This is a genomic window from Hansschlegelia zhihuaiae (assembly GCF_004103825.1).
Classification (GTDB): domain Bacteria; phylum Pseudomonadota; class Alphaproteobacteria; order Rhizobiales; family Methylopilaceae; genus Methylopila; species Methylopila zhihuaiae.
In genome coordinates this window covers 34,993-53,139 of record NZ_RYFI01000013.1, presented here as the reverse complement: position 1 = coordinate 53,139, position 18,147 = coordinate 34,993, and the positions used below count along the sequence as shown (strand labels likewise).

The 18,147-nt window shown below is 69.8% G+C and carries 17 protein-coding genes; 14 read left to right on the top strand and 3 right to left on the bottom strand.

The genetic code is table 11. From position 1 onward, the window contains the following. Window positions 1–29: 29 nt before the first annotated feature. Complete coding sequence (locus tag EK403_RS13910; protein ID WP_128778083.1) at window positions 30–863, bottom strand: IclR family transcriptional regulator; 834 nt, start codon at window positions 861–863, stop codon at window positions 30–32. Between the two features lie 224 nt (window positions 864–1,087). Then, window positions 1,088–1,768 (bottom strand): GntR family transcriptional regulator, encoded by a 681-nt coding sequence (locus EK403_RS13905; protein ID WP_128778082.1) that lies wholly within the window; start codon window positions 1,766–1,768, stop codon window positions 1,088–1,090. 168 nt (window positions 1,769–1,936) lie between these two features. Here EK403_RS13905 and EK403_RS13900 point away from each other — a divergent pair, with 168 nt between their 5' ends. The 5 genes from EK403_RS13900 (at window position 1,937) to atzF (ending at window position 9,264) form a co-directional block, all read left to right on the top strand. Continuing rightward, on the top strand, window positions 1,937–3,565 hold the full coding sequence (locus tag EK403_RS13900; protein ID WP_128778081.1) for an ABC transporter substrate-binding protein: 1,629 nt from the start codon (window positions 1,937–1,939) through the stop codon (window positions 3,563–3,565). A gap of 252 nt (window positions 3,566–3,817) precedes the next feature. Further along, window positions 3,818–4,828, top strand: a complete 1,011-nt coding sequence (locus EK403_RS13895) for an ABC transporter permease (protein ID WP_128778080.1) — start codon at window positions 3,818–3,820, stop codon at window positions 4,826–4,828. Next, window positions 4,825–5,751 (top strand): ABC transporter permease, encoded by a 927-nt coding sequence (locus tag EK403_RS13890; protein WP_128778079.1) that lies wholly within the window; start codon window positions 4,825–4,827, stop codon window positions 5,749–5,751. The genes EK403_RS13895 and EK403_RS13890 overlap by 4 nt, the downstream gene beginning before the upstream one ends. Window positions 5,752–5,753: 2 nt before the next feature. Continuing rightward, window positions 5,754–7,439, top strand: a complete 1,686-nt coding sequence (locus EK403_RS13885) for a dipeptide ABC transporter ATP-binding protein (protein WP_428979606.1) — start codon at window positions 5,754–5,756, stop codon at window positions 7,437–7,439. A gap of 13 nt (window positions 7,440–7,452) precedes the next feature. Then, a complete protein-coding gene (gene atzF, locus EK403_RS13880) occupies window positions 7,453–9,264 on the top strand; it encodes an allophanate hydrolase (RefSeq protein WP_128778077.1) in 1,812 nt (603 codons plus the stop codon). Between the two features lie 6 nt (window positions 9,265–9,270). Here atzF and EK403_RS13875 read toward each other — a convergent pair whose 3' ends face one another. Beyond that, complete coding sequence (locus tag EK403_RS13875; protein ID WP_128778076.1) at window positions 9,271–10,647, bottom strand: aminotransferase-like domain-containing protein; 1,377 nt, start codon at window positions 10,645–10,647, stop codon at window positions 9,271–9,273. Between the two features lie 298 nt (window positions 10,648–10,945). On the opposite strand from EK403_RS13875, the gene EK403_RS13870 reads away from it, so the two are divergent. The 9 genes from EK403_RS13870 to EK403_RS13830 all read left to right on the top strand — a co-directional run. Beyond that, window positions 10,946–11,428 carry an MSMEG_0572/Sll0783 family nitrogen starvation response protein gene (locus EK403_RS13870; RefSeq protein WP_128778075.1) on the top strand — a complete coding sequence of 161 codons (483 nt, stop codon included), beginning with the start codon at window positions 10,946–10,948 and terminating at the stop codon, window positions 11,426–11,428. Between the two features lie 22 nt (window positions 11,429–11,450). After that, window positions 11,451–12,521: a Nit6803 family nitrilase gene (locus EK403_RS13865; protein WP_128778074.1), complete on the top strand. Its 1,071-nt coding sequence runs from the start codon at window positions 11,451–11,453 to the stop codon at window positions 12,519–12,521. After that, a complete protein-coding gene (locus EK403_RS13860) occupies window positions 12,430–13,560 on the top strand; it encodes an MSMEG_0568 family radical SAM protein (protein ID WP_206659547.1) in 1,131 nt (376 codons plus the stop codon). Before EK403_RS13865 ends, EK403_RS13860 begins: the two co-directional genes overlap by 92 nt. After that, window positions 13,557–14,111 (top strand): MSMEG_0567/Sll0786 family nitrogen starvation N-acetyltransferase, encoded by a 555-nt coding sequence (locus tag EK403_RS13855; protein ID WP_128778072.1) that lies wholly within the window; start codon window positions 13,557–13,559, stop codon window positions 14,109–14,111. The genes EK403_RS13860 and EK403_RS13855 overlap by 4 nt, the downstream gene beginning before the upstream one ends. Further along, window positions 14,108–15,091 carry a sll0787 family AIR synthase-like protein gene (locus EK403_RS13850; protein ID WP_128778071.1) on the top strand — a complete coding sequence of 328 codons (984 nt, stop codon included), beginning with the start codon at window positions 14,108–14,110 and terminating at the stop codon, window positions 15,089–15,091. Before EK403_RS13855 ends, EK403_RS13850 begins: the two co-directional genes overlap by 4 nt. Then, a complete protein-coding gene (locus EK403_RS13845) occupies window positions 15,088–16,251 on the top strand; it encodes an MSMEG_0565 family glycosyltransferase (protein ID WP_128778070.1) in 1,164 nt (387 codons plus the stop codon). The genes EK403_RS13850 and EK403_RS13845 overlap by 4 nt, the downstream gene beginning before the upstream one ends. Next, window positions 16,244–16,531 carry an MSMEG_0570 family nitrogen starvation response protein gene (locus EK403_RS13840; RefSeq protein ID WP_128778069.1) on the top strand — a complete coding sequence of 96 codons (288 nt, stop codon included), beginning with the start codon at window positions 16,244–16,246 and terminating at the stop codon, window positions 16,529–16,531. Before EK403_RS13845 ends, EK403_RS13840 begins: the two co-directional genes overlap by 8 nt. A 16-nt stretch (window positions 16,532–16,547) precedes the next feature. Continuing rightward, on the top strand, window positions 16,548–17,819 hold the full coding sequence (locus EK403_RS13835; RefSeq protein ID WP_128778068.1) for an MSMEG_0569 family flavin-dependent oxidoreductase: 1,272 nt from the start codon (window positions 16,548–16,550) through the stop codon (window positions 17,817–17,819). A 4-nt stretch (window positions 17,820–17,823) separates the two neighbouring features. Further along, window positions 17,824–18,147 (top strand): LnmK family bifunctional acyltransferase/decarboxylase (locus tag EK403_RS13830; protein WP_342633785.1); only part of this gene is annotated, 324 nt, incomplete at its 3' end.

The window sequence follows — 18,147 nt, the reverse complement described above, 5'->3', positions numbered from 1 at the left end:
TTGGCCGGGCCGCGTGATCTGTCAGCGGCTCAGGCGGCCGCGGCGTGTCCAAGCTCGTCCGACAGAAGTCGGGTCGCGCCGACCACTTCCGCGCGCATCAGCGTCAGGTGCTCCTCGGTCGCGCGGAACACGGGGGTCGAGGCGCTGATCGAGCCGACCACCGCGCCCGTTAGGTCGCGGATCGGCGCGCCGACGCAGACCACGAAGGGCTGGAACTCCTCGCGGTCCATCGCGAAACCCTCGCGCCGCACCGAGCGCAGCTCCTCGATCAGCGTCGGGAAGGTCGTGATGGTGTTGGGCGTGAAGGCCCGAAGCCCCCGCGCCGCGACGATGCGCTCGATCTCGGGCTCCGGCAGCCAGGCAAGAATCGCCTTCCCCGTGGCGGTGGCGTGCGCGGCGTCGCTCTTGCCGACGGTGCCGGCGTCGACCCGGACGGCGTGGCGCGCGTCGCGCTTGGCGACGGTCATCAGTTCGTCGCCCTGCAGGATCGCGAGATGCACGGTCTCGCCGGTCGCCTCGTTGATCTTCTCGAGATAGGGCGCGGCGCGCTGCGGCAGGTCGACCTGGCGCAGGCAGGCCTGGCTGAAGGCCAGCATCCGGGAGCCGAGCCGGTAGCGCCGCCCCGGCGCCTTCGCCACATAGCCGCGTTGGGCGAGCGTCGCGAGCAGATGATGGCAGGTCGAGGGGTTGAGCTCGGCCCGCGCCGCAAGCTCGTTCAGTCCGACGTCGCCGCCCGCCGAGGCGATCAGCTCCAGAAGCGTCAGCGCGCGGTCGACGGACTGGATCGCCGTCGGCCGCAGCGCGACCGGCGCCGCGGGGGCGGCCTTGTCCAGATCGGCGTCGGAGAGGAGCACGGGTCCCATGCCTCCTATCAAAAGGCTGATGAGCCGATAGGTCAACCAAATTTCATATTGCAGAGCAATATTTCACGATCTGAAATTTAGATGAGGCGCGGGTCGTTCAAGTCAAAGCCCGCCTGCGGCGGTTCGCCGTGCACGGAACATCCCAATGCTGCCGAGAAGCCAGGCGGTCGCGAGCTGGCGGCCGGTCAGGCGCCGGCGCTGACGAAGTCCTGCTGGCGAACTGGCTACGCGCGGACGGCCCGCCGCGTCGCCGGCTGAAGCGCGGCGAGGCGCTCGAACGAATCCTCAACGAGGCTCACATGCCGCAGCATCGCGGTATGCGCCTCGGCGGCGTCGGCGGCGAGGATCGCGGCCACCACCACGCCGTGCTCGGCATGCGAGCGCGGCAGCCGGCCCGGCGTGCGGAACTGGGCGCGGCGATAGGGCAGCAGCCGCGCCCTGAGGCCCGCCGCGATCTCGGCCAGGTGCCCATTATGGGCGCCGGCGTAGATCTGGGAGTGGAAGGTGAGGTTCGCGGCCGCGAAGCCGTCGGCGTCGTCCGCGTCGGCGAGTGGCGCCATCGAAGCGTGAAAATCCTCGAGGCGGCGGCGCTCGAGCGGGCTCATGCCGATCGCCGCCAGCCGCGCGCAGGTCGCCTCGAGTTCGGCCATCGCGCCGAACAGCTCGGCGAGCTTGGCTGGCGTGATGCTTGCAACGACAGCTCCGCGGCGCGGCCGCACGTCGACCAGCCCACTGGAGGCGAGCCGCCTCAGCGCTTCGCGGACCGGCGTTCGCGACACGCCGTAGCGTTCGGCGAGCGACAGTTCGTCGAGCCGTTCGCCGGGCGCGAAGGCGCCGTCGATGATGTCCTGCGAGACGTCGGCGACCAGGCGGTCGGCGCGGGTGCGATCGTCGAGAAACACCATTTGGGGGGCTCCGCTGCCTGAAAACGATGGCCCGCATCGGCGACCTGCACAAGCCTAAAGCGTATGCACTCTATTCTTTGTGCACGCTTGCTAAGCATTTAAGCATGCAATTTTTGCATATTGCATACAATATCGGGGCATCCTCAGAGCGCAGCCGGGAGACACGCCATGGACCGCCGCGCATTCCTTGCTTCCGCCTCGTCCGCCGCAGCCGCCGGGCTTCTCGGCTCAGGCCTCCCCTGGGCGCGCGCCTTCGCGCAAGGCGCCAAGCAGGACACGCTGCTGCTGATCTCCGAGAACGGGCCGAACAATCTCGACATCCACGGCGTCGGCGCCAACCGGCCCGGCTACGAGGCGGCCTGGAACTGCTATGACCGGCTCGTCACCTACGGGATCAAGACGCTCCCCGACGGATCTCGCTCCTACGATAAGGACGTGATCGCGCCGGAGCTCGCCGAGAGCTGGCAGGCCGACGACAAGGGCATCACGTTCAAGCTCCGCAAGGACGCCAAGTTCCATGACGGAACGCCGGTCACGGCGGCCGACGTCAAATGGTCCTTCGACCGAGCCGTCACGGTGGGCGGCTTCCCCACCACCCAGATGGCCGCTGGCAGCCTGCTGAAGCCGGAGCAGTTCTCCGCGGTCGACGACCACACCTTCCGGGTCGAGTTCGTCCGGCCCGACGCACTGACGCTTCCCGACATCGCCGTGATCGTGCCGGCGGTGTTCAACTCGGCGCTGGTCAAGAAGAACGCGACCGAGAAGGACCCCTGGGGCCTCGACTACACCAAGAACAACGTCGCGGGCGGCGGCGCCTTCAAAGTCGCCAAATGGACGCCCGGCGCCGAGGTCGTCTACGCCCGCTACGACGACTGGAAGAGCGGTCCCCTGCCCGACCTGAAGCGCGTGATCTGGCGCACGATCCCCTCCGCCGGCAACCGGCGCGCGCTGGTCGAGCGCGGCGACGCCGACGTCTCCTTCGACCTGCCGGCGAAGGACTTCTCCGAGATGAAGAAGGCCGGGAAGGTCGCGGTCGCCTCGACGCCGATCTCGAACGGCATGTGGTCGATCGAGATGAACGTCACCAAGCCGCCCTTCGACAACGTCAAGGTCCGGCAGGCGATCGCCTATGCGATCCCCTACCAGAAGATCATGGACGCGGTTCTGTTCGGCGAGGCGAAGCCGCTGTTCGGCGCGGCCTCCAACAAGCCGGACGATCTCAGCTGGCCGCGTCCCGCCGCCTACACGACGGACATCGCCAAGGCCAAGGCGCTGCTCGCCGAGGCCGGCCTCGCGGAAGGCTTCGAGACCAGGCTCTCCTTCGATCTCGGACAGGGCGTCGTGGGCGAGCCCGTCGCCGTGCTCATCCAGGAGAGCCTCGCCCAGATCGGGATCAAGGCCGCGATCGAGAAGGTGCCCGGCGCGAACTGGCGCGGCGAGATGGCCAAGAAGTCGATGCCATTCATGATCAACTTCTTCTCGGGCTGGCTCGACTATCCCGAATACTTCTTCTTCTGGGCCTATCACGGCCAGAACGCCGTGTTCAACACGATGGCCTACAAGAACCCGGCGCTTGACAAGGAGGTCGACGCCGCGCGCGCCGCCGCCGCGAGCGGCGACAAGGCGACCTACGAAGCGTCAGTCAAAAAGATGATCGAGATCGCCTATGACGACGCGCCGCGCATCCCGCTGTTCCAGCCTTACCTCAACGTCGCGATGCAGAAGTCGATCGGCGGCTACGCCTACTGGTTCCACCGCCAGCTCGACTACCGCTCTCTGGTGAAGACTGTGGCGTGAGGGCGGCGGGCGCCGCCATGCTTGGCGACGCTTCCGGGCAATAGCCAATGGAGCGTCATCGTCGGGCTTGACCCGGCGATCCATTGGCCGCGGACGCGGCCGGTCAGATCGATGCCCGGGTCAAGCCCGGGCATGACGGACGCATCATCTCGACATGCCGTCGACTCGGCCGGCGATCAGCGCCACCCGCATACGCATGCGCATGCCGCCCGCGGCCTGAACGGCCGCGCCAAAACCGATAGGAGGCCGCCGATGCGCGCTGTCGCGCGACGTCTTGCGACCATCGTGCCGACGCTGATCGGCGTGGTGATCGTGACCTTCCTGCTGACCCGCGTGCTGCCGGGCGACCCGGCGGCCTATTTCGCGGGCCCGACCGCCGATCAGGCGTCGATCGACCAGATCCGCGCGGCGCTCGGCCTCGACCAGCCCCTGCCGGTGCAGTTTGCTGCTTACGTCAAGGATCTCGCGACCGGCAATCTCGGCAACGCGCTCTCGACCGGCCAGCCGGTGCTGACCGAGCTCGCGGCCAGGCTGCCGGCCTCGGCCGAGCTGACGCTGACCGCGCTCCTGATCTCGATGTCGATCGCGATCCCGCTCGGCATCCTGGCGGCGGTGAAGGAAGGCTCCTTCATCGACCATGTGTGCCGCGTGGTGACGACCGCGGGCGTCTCGCTGCCGGTGTTCTTCACCGGCCTGCTGTTCGTCTACGTCTTCTACTACCTGCTCGGCTGGGCCCCGGCGCCGGTCGGACGGCTCGACGTTTACTTCACCGAGCCCGAGCGGATCACCGGCTTCTTCACGATCGACAGTCTGCTGGCGGGCGACCTCGAGACCTTCCGGGCGGCCGCGTCCCAGCTCTTCCTGCCGGCCGCGACGCTCGCTCTGTTCTCGCTCGCGCCGATCGCCCGCATGACGCGCGCCTCGATGCTGTCGGTGCTGTCGTCGGAGTTCATCCGCACCGCGCGGGCCGCCGGCCTCCGGTCCCGCACCGTCATTCTGGCTTACGCTTTCCGCAATGCGATGCTGCCGGTCGTCACCACGCTCGGCATGGTGTTCTCCTTCCTGCTCGGCGCCAATGTCCTGGTCGAGAAGGTGTTCGCCTGGCCCGGCGTCGGCTCCTTCGCCGTCGAGGCGCTGATCCAGTCCGACTACGCGCCGGTGCAGGGCTTCGTGCTCGCCATGGCGCTGCTCTACGTCGCCCTGAACCTTGTCATCGACCTGGTCTACGGCCTGATCGACCCGCGCGTGAGGCTCGAGGCATGAGCAACGTCGACCTCTCCGTCGCCGCGGCGGCGCCCCTCCCCGGGCCGGCGGCCACGCCCGCCCGCCCCGCGACCGGCTTCGCCGCCGCCCTCAGTCACGCCCGCTACGTCGCGACCTCGAACCCGGTCACCGGCTTCGCCTTCGCGCTGTTCTTCCTGATCACGCTGGCGGCGATCGTCGGCCCGGTCATCGCGCCTTACGATCCCCTCGCCTCCGACACGGCCGCAGCCTTGCAGCCACCATCTGCGGCGCACTGGTTCGGCACCGACCAGGTCGGGCGGGACATCTTCTCCCGCGTGCTGGTCGCGACAAGGCTCGACCTCGTGATCGCGATCTGCTCGGTCGCGCTGGTGTTCTGCCTCGGCGGCTTCGCAGGGATCTGCGCCGGCTTCTTCGGCGGCTGGACCGACCGGATCATGAGCCGGGTCAGCGACACGATCATGGCGTTCCCGCTCTTCGTGCTCGCCATGGGCATCGTAGCGGCGCTCGGCAACACGGTGACCAACATCGTCATCGCGACCGCGATCGTGAATTTTCCCCTGTACCAGCGCATCGCGCGGGCCGAGGCCAACATCCGACGGGAGGCCGGCTTCGTTCAGGCGGCGCGCCTCACGGGCAATTCCGAGATGCGCATCCTGCTCACGCAGATCCTGCCGAACATCATGCCGATCATGGCGGTGCAGATGTCGCTGACCATGGGCTACGCGATCCTGAACGCGGCGGGCCTGTCGTTCATCGGTCTCGGGGTCAAGCCGCCCACCCCGGAATGGGGGATCATGGTGGCGGAGGGCGCCGGCTTCATCATCTCGGGCGAATGGTGGATCGCCCTGTTCCCCGGCCTCGCCCTGATGATCGCCGTGTTCTGCTTCAACCTGCTCGGCGACGGACTGCGCGACATCATCGACCCGCAGCGGAGGACGTGAGCATGAGCACGCTTCTCGACGTCAAGGCGCTCACGGTCGAGTTCGCGACCCGGCGCGGAACGGTGCAGGCGGTCAAGCGGGTCGATCTCGAGGTCGCCAAGGGCGAGACCGTCGGCGTCGTCGGCGAGTCCGGCTCGGGGAAGTCCGTCACCTCCTATGCGGTGATGCGCATCCTCGACCGCGCCGGCCGGATCGCCGACGGCTCGGTCGCCTTCTCGGGCCTCGACTTGCGCGCCGCGACCGAGCGCCAGATGACCGACCTGCGGGGCCGGGAGATCTCGATGATCTTCCAGAACCCGCGCATGGCCCTGAACCCGATCCGGAAAGTGGGCCGCCAGATCGAGGATGTGCTGCGCCGCCATGCTCAGGCCGGCTCGATGGACGCCCGCGCCAAGGCGATCGAGATGCTGACCCAGGTCAGGATCGCGCGGCCGGAAGAGCGCTACCACGCCTATCCGTTTGAGCTGTCGGGCGGCATGTGCCAGCGCATCGTCATCGCGCTCGCGCTCGCCTGCCGGCCGCAGCTGCTGATCGCCGACGAGCCCACCACCGGCCTCGACGTCACCACCCAGAAGGCCGTGATGGACCTCGTCTCCGAGCTCACCAAGGCGCGGGGCATGTCCACGATTCTGATTACCCACGACCTCGGCCTCGCGGCCGCCTATTGCGACAAGGTCGTGGTGATGAAGAAGGGCGAGGTGGTGGAGACCGCCGGCGCCCGCGAGGTCTTTGCAGCGCCGAAGGACGACTACACCAAGCGCCTGATGCGCGCGACGCCGCGGCCGGGCTCGACTTTGCGCGGGCTGCTGCCCGAAGGGACCGCGCCTGCCGAGCGCCCGGCCGCCGCCGGATCGGGCGAAACCCTGCTGAAGGTCGAGGGCCTGCTGAAGGAATATCCCCGCCAGGGGGTGAGCAAGACCTGGCGGCAGATGTTCGGCGGCGGCGCGGCCGCAACCGACGAGGCGCCGTTCCGCGCGGTCGACGGGATCTCGTTCGAGATCGCCAGGGGCGAGAGCCTCGGGCTCGTCGGCGAGTCGGGCTGCGGCAAGTCCACGACCTCGATGATGGTGATGCGGCTGCTCGACCCGACGGCCGGCAAGATCACGCTCGGCGGCGACGACATCGGCGCGATCCCGGCCAGGAGCTTCGCGGCCTCGAAACATCGCCGGCGAATCCAGATGGTCTTCCAGGATCCGACCGACAGCCTCAATCCGCGCTTCACCGCCGCGCGCGCCATCGCCGACCCGCTGCTGCGCATGAGCGCATTGAAGGGCCGCCACGCGATCCGGACGCGCTGCGAAGAGCTCGCCACGCTGGTCGGGCTGCCGCTCGACCTGCTCGACCGCTTCCCACACCAGCTCTCGGGCGGCCAGAAGGCCCGTGTCGGCATCGCGCGCGCCATCGCGCTCGACCCGGAGCTCGTCATCCTGGACGAGCCGACGGCCGCGCTCGACGTGTCGGTCCAGGCGGTCGTGCTCAACCTGCTCGACGACCTGAAGGCGAAGCTCGGCATGAGCTACCTGTTCGTCAGCCACGACCTCCATGTCGTGCGCCTGCTCTGCGACCGCGTCATCGTCATGCGGCAGGGCCGCATCGTCGAAGAGGGCACGTCCGAGAAGGTGCTGGAGGCGCCCGAGGCCGACTACACGCGCGAACTCATCTCCGCCATTCCCCATCCCCCTGTCTGAAAGGGCGAAGACCATGACGACCAAGCTCTCGGACCTCGTCTTCGACCTGCCCTCGCTCGCCCGCGCCTATGCCGAGGGGCTCGACCCCGTCGCCGTGGTCGACGAGGCCTATGACCGGCTCGAGGCCTGGAACGACCCCGGAATCTTCATCTCGCTGGTCGACCGCGAGGCGGCGCGCAAGGCCGCCCGCGCGCTGGGACCGACGCCCGACGGACGGCCGCTCTGGGGCGTGCCCTTCGCGATCAAAGACAGCATCGACTTCAAGGGCCTGCCGACGACCGCGGCCTGCCCGGACTTCGCCTATGAGCCCGAGCGCCACGCTCCTTCCGTGGCGCGAACCCTCGCCGCCGGAGCTATCGCGATCGGCAAGCTCAATCTCGACCAGTTCGCCACCGGTCTCGTCGGCGTGCGCACGCCCTACGCCGTGCCGCGCAACACCGTCGACCCCGCCTTCGTGCCGGGCGGGTCGAGTTCCGGCTCGGCGGTCGCAGTCGGGGCCGGCGTGCTGCCCTTCACGCTCGGCACCGACACGGCGGGCTCCGGCCGCGTGCCGGCCGGCCTCAACAATATCGTGGGCCTCAAGCCCACGGTCGGCCTCACGCCGACCGTGGGCGTGGTCTATTCGGTGCGCTTCGTCGACGGCGTCACTGTGTTCGCCACCACGGTCGACGACGCCTATGAGGTCCTGGCCGCGATCGGCGGGCTCGACCCGGCGGACGGTTTTTCGCGCGACATGGCGGTGCCGAAGCTCGGCCCTCTCCAGCCTGTCACCCGGGTGGCGATCCCCGACGCCACGAGCCGCCGCTTCGGCGGCAGCGCGGCGGCCGAGGCCGCCTTCGACGCGACGATCGAGGACGTCCGCAGGCTCGGCGGCGAGACCGTCGAGATTGATCTCGAGTCCTATTTCGCGGTCGCGCGCATGCTCTACGAGGGCTCCTTCGTGGCCTCGCGCTACCACCAGATCCGCGACTTCATCGAGGCCTCGCCCGAGGCGCTCCACCCGGTGACCCGGGGGATCATCGAGGGCGCGCGCAAGTTCTCCGCCGCGGACGCCTATGGCGACATGTACCGGCTAACGGAACTGCGCCGCACGCTCGGCGCGGTCTGGTCAGGGGTCGATTGCATGCTGGTGCCGACTTATCCGCGCGCCCATACGGTGGAGGCGGTGCTGGCCGACCCGATCGCGCTCAACAGCGAGCTCGGCGCCTACACCAACTTCGTGAATCTGCTCGACTACTGCGCGCTCGCCGTCCCCGGGCGGCCGCGGACGGACGGCGTTCCCGCGGGCGTCACGCTGATCGGCCCGGCGGGCGCCGACGGCCTGCTCGCCTCGCTCGGGGCCGCGATCCACGCCGCCGGCGCCACGCCGATCGGCGCGACCGGCCGCACGCCGCCGAAGCCGGCGGAACGACCCGCGGCCGCCGGGCCGGGCGAGATCGAGATCGCGGTCGTGGGCGCGCATATGTCGGGCATGGCGCTCAATGGCGAGTTGACCCGCCAGGGCGGCCGGTTCCTGCGCGCGACCCGGACGGCGCCGAGCTATCGGCTCCATTTGCTTGAGGGCCGCACGCCGCGTCCGGGCCTGCTGCGGATCGCCGACGGCGAAGGCGCGTCGATCGAACTTGAGGTCTGGGCGCTGCCGGCGGCGAATTACGGCCCCTTCGTCTCGCGCGTGCCTGCCCCGCTCGGGATCGGCTGGACGAAACTCGCCGACGGCTCGGAGGTGCTCGGCTTCCTGGTCGAGGCGGCGGCCGTCGCGAAAGCGCCCGACATCACCGCCTATGGCGGCTGGCGGAGCTACGCCCGGTCCGCCCAGGCCGCCTGAGGTGCTTCAGATATAGGCGGAGGCGAGCTCCGGGGGCTCCTCGAGCGCGTGCGCGATGAATTCGAGCGCGCGCTTGATCTCGGACCGGGTCGACGGCCCGCCGATGCAGACCCGCACGGCCTCGATCGGCGCGGCGCCGGCGTTGAACGCGTCGCTCGCCACCACGCCGATGCCGGTCTCGCGCAAATGGCCGGCAAAGGACGCGCGGTTCCAGGGCGCGGGCAACGGGATCCAGAGGTTGAAGCTGAGCGGGTCCGACCGGTAGGAGCCACGCGGCATGATCTCGGCCGCGAGTTTCTGGCGCGCCGCGGTCTCCTCGCGGATGAAGCGCAGGATGGCGTCGGCGGCGCCGTCCTCGATCCAGCGGGTCGCGAGCGAGACCGTCAATGGCGACGCCATCACATTCGCGGCCCTCGCCGCCGCCGCGAAGGGCCAGGCGGCGCGCGCGCTCGGCGCCACAACATAGGCGGCGCGCAGACCCGCCCCGATGCATTTGGCGAGGCCGGCGACGTGCCAGGTCAGGTCCGGCGCAATCGCGGCGAAAGGCGAGATCTTGCACGTCGGGATGAAGCCATAGGCGTCGTCCTCCACGATCGGCAGTTCGTATCCGCGTGCGACCGCAGCAAGCTCCGCCCGGCGTCCTTCCGAGATGGTCAAAGTCGTCGGGTTCTGAAGCGTCGGGTTGAGATAGATCGCCTTGGGCGCGTGGCGGCGGCAGGCCTCGTCCAGAGCTTCGGGCGTCACGCCGTCGTCGTCCATCTGCAGGCCGACAAGCCGGATCCCGAGCTGAGCCGCGACGGCCCTTAAGCCCGGATAGGTGATCGCCTCGCACAGCACGATTTCGCCGGACTTTGCGAGAATGCTTAGGATGCCGAGCAGCGCCGCATGCGCTCCGGGGGTCACGAACAGGCGGTCCTGCGACGGCACCAGCGCCCGCCGGCCGAGCCATGACGAGGCCGCGTCCTTGTCGGCCGGCGAGCCGCCAAAACCCTGGTAGCGCAGCCGGGCGACGAGATCGCGCGACACCTCGATCAGTCCCTCGCGCATCATCTCGATGAGATCGGGGTCGGTCGGCTCCGGCGGCAGGTTCATGGTGAGGTCGGCGGAGAGCCGCGCGGAGGCCCGGAGCGCGGTCGCCGTCCGTGCGCCCGTGACGAAGGTGCCCTGCCCGACCCGGCTGTCGACCAGACCGCGCCGCTTCGCCTCGACATAGCCCCGCGCGACGGTGGTGAAGTCCATGCCGAGGCGCTTCGCCAGCGCCCGCTGCGGCGGCAGCCGGTCACCGACCGCGAGCCTCCCGGACTTGATGTCGGCGGCGATCCGCTCGGCGATGGCGAGGTAACGCGGCCTGTCGCTCAGGGAGAGATCGGGCGTCCAGTCCATCGTCGAATCCGCGATCAGGGCAGCGTTAGGACAGCAACATTGACTGGATTGCGTCGGATGTCGAGCCGCCCATCAATCCTATCAATTCGGCGCCTTTCACCTGCGCGATCTGTGCCCACGCAGCATGCAATACCTAGAATTCGAGTCGACCGAAAGCGATCAATCCATCCAATATTGCCTGGATTATTGACTGCATATTGCGCCAGTCAATGACTGCTTTCCTATTCGATCAATTGGCACGGCGGTTGCTCCCCCGGGGTCATGCCGCAGCGCGACGCGGCCTGATGAGGAGAGCGAGATGCCCGCAGTCACCAAGCCCGCCAACCAGAAGGGCGATTTCCTGGTCGATTACGAATCGAAGGTCTTCGAGGATGTGAAGGCCGCGCCGGGCGAGAAGGCGCTGGTCACGTTTCACACCGTCGCCTTCGAGGGCTCGATCGGCCTCGTCAACCTGCTGCAGGCGTCGCGCCTGATCTCCAAAGGTTTCGAGACTTCTGTGCTGCTCTATGGGCCGGGCGTCACGCTCGGCGTGCAGCGCGGCTTCCCGAAGCTCGGCGACGAGGCGTTTCCCGGCCATCTGAACTATCAGGCGCGCATCGAGAAGATCCTGAACGACGGCGGCAAGGTGTTCTGCTGCCGCTTCGCCCTCCAGGCGCTCTACGGCCATGGCGAGGGCGCGCTGATCCCCGGCGTCACGCCGATCAGCCCGCTCGACGTGCTCGACATCGTGCTGCTCCACCGCAAGGAGGGCGCGTTCATCCTTAACACCTGGACGCTGTGAGGCCGGGGGCGAGGGGCCGGCCATGACGGACAGACGCAAGGTCCGCGCGGCGGCCGTGCAGATCTCGCCGGACCTCGAGGACGGCGCGGGGACGCTCACGCGCGTGCTGAACGCGCTGGAGGAGGCGGCGGACAAGGGCGCCGAGCTCGTCGCCTTCCCCGAGACCTTCGTGCCCTGGTACCCGTACTTCTCTTTCGTGCATCCGCCGGTCGCGACCGGCGCGGAGCACCTGCGGCTCTACGAGCACGCGGTGGTCGTGCCGGGTCCCGTGACCGACGCGGTCTCGGGCGCGGCGCGCCGCCGTGGCCTCGTGGTCGTGCTCGGGATCAACGAGCGCGACCACGGCTCGCTCTACAATGCCCAGCTGATCTTCGACGCCGACGGGACGCTGAAACTCAAGCGCCGCAAGATCACGCCGACCTATCATGAGCGGATGATCTGGGGTCAGGGCGACGGCTCGGGCCTCAAGGTCGTCGACACCAAGGTCGGCCGGGTCGGCGCCCTCGCCTGCTGGGAGCACTACAACCCGCTGGCCCGCTACGCGCTGATGGCGGAGCACGAGGAGATCCACGTCGCCCAGTTCCCGGGCTCGATGGTCGGGCCGATCTTCGCCGACCAGATGGAGGCGACGATCCGCCACCATGCGCTCGAGAGCGGCTGCTTCGTGGTCAACGCCACCGGCTGGCTGACCGACGAGCAGAGGGCGAAGATCTCGCCGGACGAGAAGCTCCGGAAGGCGCTGACCGGCGGCTGCTTCACGGCGATCGTCTCGCCGGAGGGCCAGCATCTCGCCGAGCCGCTCACCTCCGGCGAAGGCGTCCTCGTCGCCGATCTCGACATGGCGCTCGTGCTGAAGCGCAAGCGGATGATGGATTCGGTCGGGCACTACGCCCGGCCGGAGCTGCTCAGCCTCGTCCTCGACGACCGCCCGCAGCCGCCGGTGCGCGGCCGCGCGCAAGACATCCGCACGCAAGACGTCCCCGCCATTGGGAGCCGATCCGATGAAGCCGATGACCACGCAGCCGCGGACGATGCCGACCGAGCAGTTGATCAACGAGTTGCAGTCCTTCGGGGTCCGGCTCGTCGACCCTAGCGCGGGGGCGTCGAGCCGCCGCGGCGGCGCCGGCCCCTCGGACCACAAGGCCATCACCATCGACGGCATGACCGTGATGGCGCCGGTGCACACCGCGCCGGCCTTCGAGAGCCCCTATCTCATCGAGAAGCCCGACGCCTTCGGCCGCAGCCGCCTCACGCGCGACGGGGTCGCGCTCGCGGACGTCAGCTTTCCGTTCGCTCCGAGATTCTACGGGCTCAAGACCGCGGACGGGACGCCGTACAGCCACATCGCGACGCTGCACGGGCGCGACGTGCTGGCCACGACCGTTCTGCAGACCTGCATCCGCTATCAGAGCCGGACCAAGACCTGCCAGTTCTGCGCGATCGGCCAGTCGCTCGCGGCGGGCCGCACCATCGCGCACAAGACGCCGGATCAGCTCGGCGAGGTCGCGGAGGCGGCCGTCAGGCTCGACGGCGTCCGCCACATGGTCATGACGACCGGCACGCCGAAGGGCTCCGACCGCGGCGCGGCCGTGCTCGCCGAGAGCGCGGCCGGCGTAAAGGCGCGCGTCGACCTCGCGATCCAGGTCCAGTGCGAGCCGCCGAACGACGACGGCTGGTTCGAGACATTGCGCCGGTCCGGCGCGGACGCGCTCGGCATGCATCTCGAGGCGGTCTCCGAGGACGTCCGCCGCCGCGTCATGCCGGGCAAGGCGACGGTGCCGGTCTCGCGCTATTTTGAGGCCTTCAGGGCCGCCGTCCCGGTGTTCGGGCGGGGCCAGGTCTCGACCTACATCCTGGCCGGGCTCGGCGACACGCGCGAAGAGATCCTCGACGTCTGCGAGCGGCTGACCGCGATCGGCGTCTACCCCTTCGTGGTGCCGTTCACGCCGATCTCCGGCACGCCGCTCGAGAGCCACCCGACCCCGAATCCGGACTTCATGGCCTCGATCCTCCGCCCGCTCGCCAAGATGCTGGTCGAAAGCGGGTTGCGCGCCGTCGACGTCAAGGCCGGCTGCGCCCGCTGCGGCGCGTGCTCGGCGCTCGCGACCTATGAGCGGGGGCGGGTCGCATGATCTTCGAGCCCGTCACGCCCTTCGTCCCGGCGAGCTACCAGATCAAATGGGCGGTCGGCGACTGGGAGCGGCGCGGCGCGGCGGCGCTCCGGCGCGAGGTTTTCTGCGCCGAACAGCAGATCTTCGAGGGCGACGACCGTGACGCGATCGACGACGTCGCGATCCCTCTGGTCGCCGTGTCGTCGCTCGTCATCGCCCATGACGAGGTGGTGGGAACCGTCCGCATCCACGAGGCAGCGCCCGGCATCTGGTGGGGCTCGCGGCTCGCGGTCGCGGCCGGTCACCGCCGCATCGGCGCGCTCGGCGGCGCGCTGATCCGGCTCGCGGTCTCGTCCGCCCACGCCCGCGGCTGCACCCGGTTCCTCGCCCACGTCCAGCCGCAGAACGGCGCGCTGTTCCGGCGGATGCGCTGGGAGACGATCGAGGAGATCGAGCTGCACGGCCGGCCGCATCTGAAGATGCAGGCCGACCTCAACTTCTACCCGCCCTTCGAGACGCCGGAGACCGGGTTCCTGACCCTCGCCCGCCGCCACGGGAAGGAGGCCGCATGACCATCGGCGCCGAAGCGCTGTCGCGGCTGGCGACGGGAATCCGGGAGGGCCGCGGGCTCGCGGCCAAGGCCGAGATCGCGCGCGCGACCGAACGGCTCGGCCTGTCCGGGACGTCCGTCGTGCCTGTCGGCGACGACTGCGCCGCGATCCCCGAGGGCGACGGCTATCTGCTCCTCGCCATCGAGGGCTTCATCAACGAATTCGTCGAGCGCGACCCGTGGTTCGCGGGCTGGTGCGGCGTGATGGTCAACGTCTCGGACGTCGCCGCCATGGGCGGACGCCCGATCGCGGTGGTGGACGCCGTATGGGCCGCGGGCGAAGCCTCGGCCGGGCCGGTGCTCGAGGGCATGCGCGCCGCCTCCGAGCGTTTCGGCGTGCCGATCGTCGGCGGCCACGCCAACCTGTCCTGCGACCGCGGCCAGCTTGCGGTCGCGGTGCTCGGCCGCGCCAAGCGGCTGCTGACCAGCTTCGACGCCGAGCCCGGCGACCGGCTGGTCTGCGCCATCGACATCCGGGGTCGCTACCGCGAACCGTTCGACAATTGGGAGGCCGCGACCGACGCCCCGGCCGGACGGCTCGCCGGCGACCTCGCGCTCCTGCCGGAGATCGCTGAAGCTGGGCTCAGCCGCGCGGCCAAGGACGTCAGCCAGGCCGGGATCGTCGGCACCGCCGCGATGCTCGCGGAATGCTCGGGCGTCGGCGTGCGGATCGACCTCGACGCCGTCCCGCGGCCCGCGGGCGTCGCGCTCGACCGGTGGCTGAGGAGCTTCCCGAGCTTCGGTTACGTGCTGGCCGTGCGCGCTGAAAATGTCGCTGCCGTGGTCTCGCGGTTCAGCGCCCGCGGAATCGCCGCCGCCGACATCGGCGCTATCACGCAGGACTGCCTGGTGGAGGTCGCCTCCGGCGCCTCCCGCGAGACCGTCTGGAACCTGTCGCGCGAGCCGCTCATCGGCTGCGGACCGCAGAGGGCGCTCGCATGATCGCGGACCGGCCTCTGCGCATCGCCCTGCTCTGCCACTCGGTCAATCCGCGGGGCGGCGTGGTCCACGCCTTCGAGCTCGCGGCCAAGCTCCACGAGCTCGGTCACGAGCCCGTCCTTCATGCGCCCGACCCGGACGGCCGGAGCTTCTTCCGCAAGGCTGCGTTCGAGACGGTCGGCGTTCCGGGACGGCCGGTCGAGGGCGGCGTCGCCGACATGGTCATGGCCAGGATCGGCGACTATCTGCGCCATTTCGAGCGGGCCGCGGCGCGCCGCTTCGACGTGTTCCACGCCCAGGACGGCATCTCGGGCAACGCCCTCGCCTCCCTGAAGGCGGACGGCGCGATCAGCGGCTTCAGCCGAACCGTCCATCATCTCGACCCTTTCGACGACCCGAGGCTCGACGCGCTGCAGACCCGCTCGGTCGCCTCCGCCGACGCGGTTTTCGTGGTGAGCGCGCTGTGGCGCGAGGAGCTGCGTCTCCGGTTCGGCGCGACGCCGACCCTCGTCGGCAACGGCGTCGATCTGCGCCGCTTCGGCCCCGGCCCCGACGGCGCGGAGGTCACGCTGCGGCGCCGCCTCGGCCTCGGCGCGGGGCCGGTGATCCTGTCGATCGGCGGCGTCGAGGAGCGCAAGAATACGAGACGCATCCTCGACGCCTTCCGGCAATTGCGCCGGATCCACGAGCGCGCCCAGTTGGTGATCGCGGGCGGCGCCTCGGTGCTCGACCACGGTCCCTACCGGGCCGCCTTCGATCGGGATCTCGCCGAAAGCGGACTGCCCGACGAAGCGGTGCTCGTGACCGGCCCGCTGTCCGACGTCGAGATGCCGGCGCTGTACCGGCTCGCCGACGTGTTGGCCTTCCCCTCGCTGCGGGAGGGCTTCGGCCTCGTGGTCCTCGAGGCGATGGCGAGCGGCGTCCCGGCGGTCGTCTCCCGCATCGCTCCCTTCACCGAGCATCTTTCCGACGCGGACGTCGTCTGGTGCGATCCGCGCAGTCCCGGCTCGATCGCCGACGCCTTGATGATGGCGCTCGGCGAACCGCTGCGGTCGCGGCTGTCGCGACGCGGACCGGACGTCGCGGCGCGCCATGGCTGGGCAGCGGTCGCGCGCGCGCATCTCGGCGTCTACCGCCGCCTGCAGGACCCGGCCCATGCCTGAGATGCGCTTCACTATCCGCTGGCCCGACGGCGCGACCGAGAGCTGCTACTCGCCCTCGCTCGTAGTGCGCGACCACTTCGCGGCGGGCAAGGTCTACCGGCTGGACGACTTTCTCGCCCGCGCGCGGACGGCGCTCTCGGTCGCCAGCGAGCGCGTGCAGGCGAAATACGGCTTCCCGTGCTCGCGCGCGCTCGGACAGCTGGCCCGCATCGAGACTGCAGCCGCCGCCTTCGCGAACGCGGCCGACGCCCGCGTCCAGATTCTCTCCTTCGAACCCTGACCGCGGAGCATGTCCCATGTCCGTTCCGAGCCCTGAGCATCGCAGCGTTATCGTCGTCGGCGGCGGCCAGGCCGGCGTCTCGACGAGCTATTGGCTGAAGCGCCGCGGGATCGACCATCTCGTCTTCGAGAAGCGCACGGCCGCCCATGTCTGGAGCACCGCGCGCTGGGACAATTTCTGCCTGGTGACGCCCAACTGGCAGTGCGACCTGCCGGGCCACCCCTATGACGGCCCCGACCCCGACGGCTTTATGAAAAGGGACGAGATCGTCGCCTATGTGCAGGCCTTCGTCCGGAAGGTCGACCCACCGATCCGCGAGGGCGTCGCGGTCACCCGCGCGACGCGCCGCAGCGGGGGCGGCTTCGCGATCTCGACCTCGGACGGCGACTACACGGCCGACGAGATCGTGGTCGCGTCCGGCGGCTACCACACGCCCATCGTCCCGCGCATGGCCGAGAAGCTGCCGAAGACGATCGCGCAGCTTCATTCCGAGCAGTACCGCAACCCGGACCAGCTCCCCGAGGGCGCCGTGCTGGTGGTGGGCTCGGGCCAGTCCGGCTGCCAGATCGCCGAGGACCTGCACCTCGCAGGCCGCAAGGTCCATCTCGCCGTCGGCGAGGCGCCGCGCTGCGCCCGCTTCTATCGAGGCCGCGACGTCGTCGCCTGGCTCGCCGACATGGGCTATTATGAGATGCCGGTCGACCAGCACCCCTTGCGCGAGGGGGTGCGCGACAACACCAACCACTACGTCACGGGCCGCGACGGCGGTCGCGACATCGACCTGCGCCGGTTCGCACGCGAGGGCATGGAGCTCTACGGCGTGCTCGAGGATTTCGAAGAGGGCCGGCTCAGGTTCCGCGAGAACCTCGCCGCGAGCCTCGCTTTCGCCGACCGGACCTATAACGGCATCAACGCCGCGATCGACAGGCACATCGCCGAGACGGGCGTCGACGCGCCGCCGCCCTCCGTCTACGAGCCGGTCTGGACGCCGCCCGCCGAGCGGCCTGCGCTGGATCTCGCAGCCTCCGACATAAGCTCGGTCGTCTGGTGCATCGGCTTCGCGCCGGATTTCCGATGGCTCGACGTCCCGGTCTTCAACGGCGCCGGACGCCCGGCGCACCGGCGCGGCGTGAGCGAGGTCGGGGGCGTCTCCTTCATCGGCCTGCCCTGGCTGCACACCTGGGGCTCCGGCCGCTTCGGGGCGGTGGGCCGCGACGCGGAGCATGTCGTCGCCACGATCGCCGAGCGCCTCGCGCTCCGCCGGCCGCGCCTCGGCGTCGCGGTCTGATGCGATGAACGTCGCCATCGACCCGCGGGCTTTGCGGCCAGCCGGGCCCGTCGGCCGCCATCGGCGTTTCAGCCGCTTCCTGCTCGGCATGCCGGAGCTCTGCCTCGGCGGCCTGTCGGAGACGTGGCTGCTCAAGGCCTGCGGAGACCTGCACTGGCGCCTGATCGCCGATCGCGCAGGGCGGGACGTGCCGGAGTTCCGCGACGCCGACGGCCGGAAGGCCTACGCCGCCTTCTGCGCGCTGCGCTCCGCGAGCCTGCGCCTCGACGCCTTCGACGAACACGACGTCCTCGAACTCGATTCCGAGATCGCGGCCGTCTCCCGGACG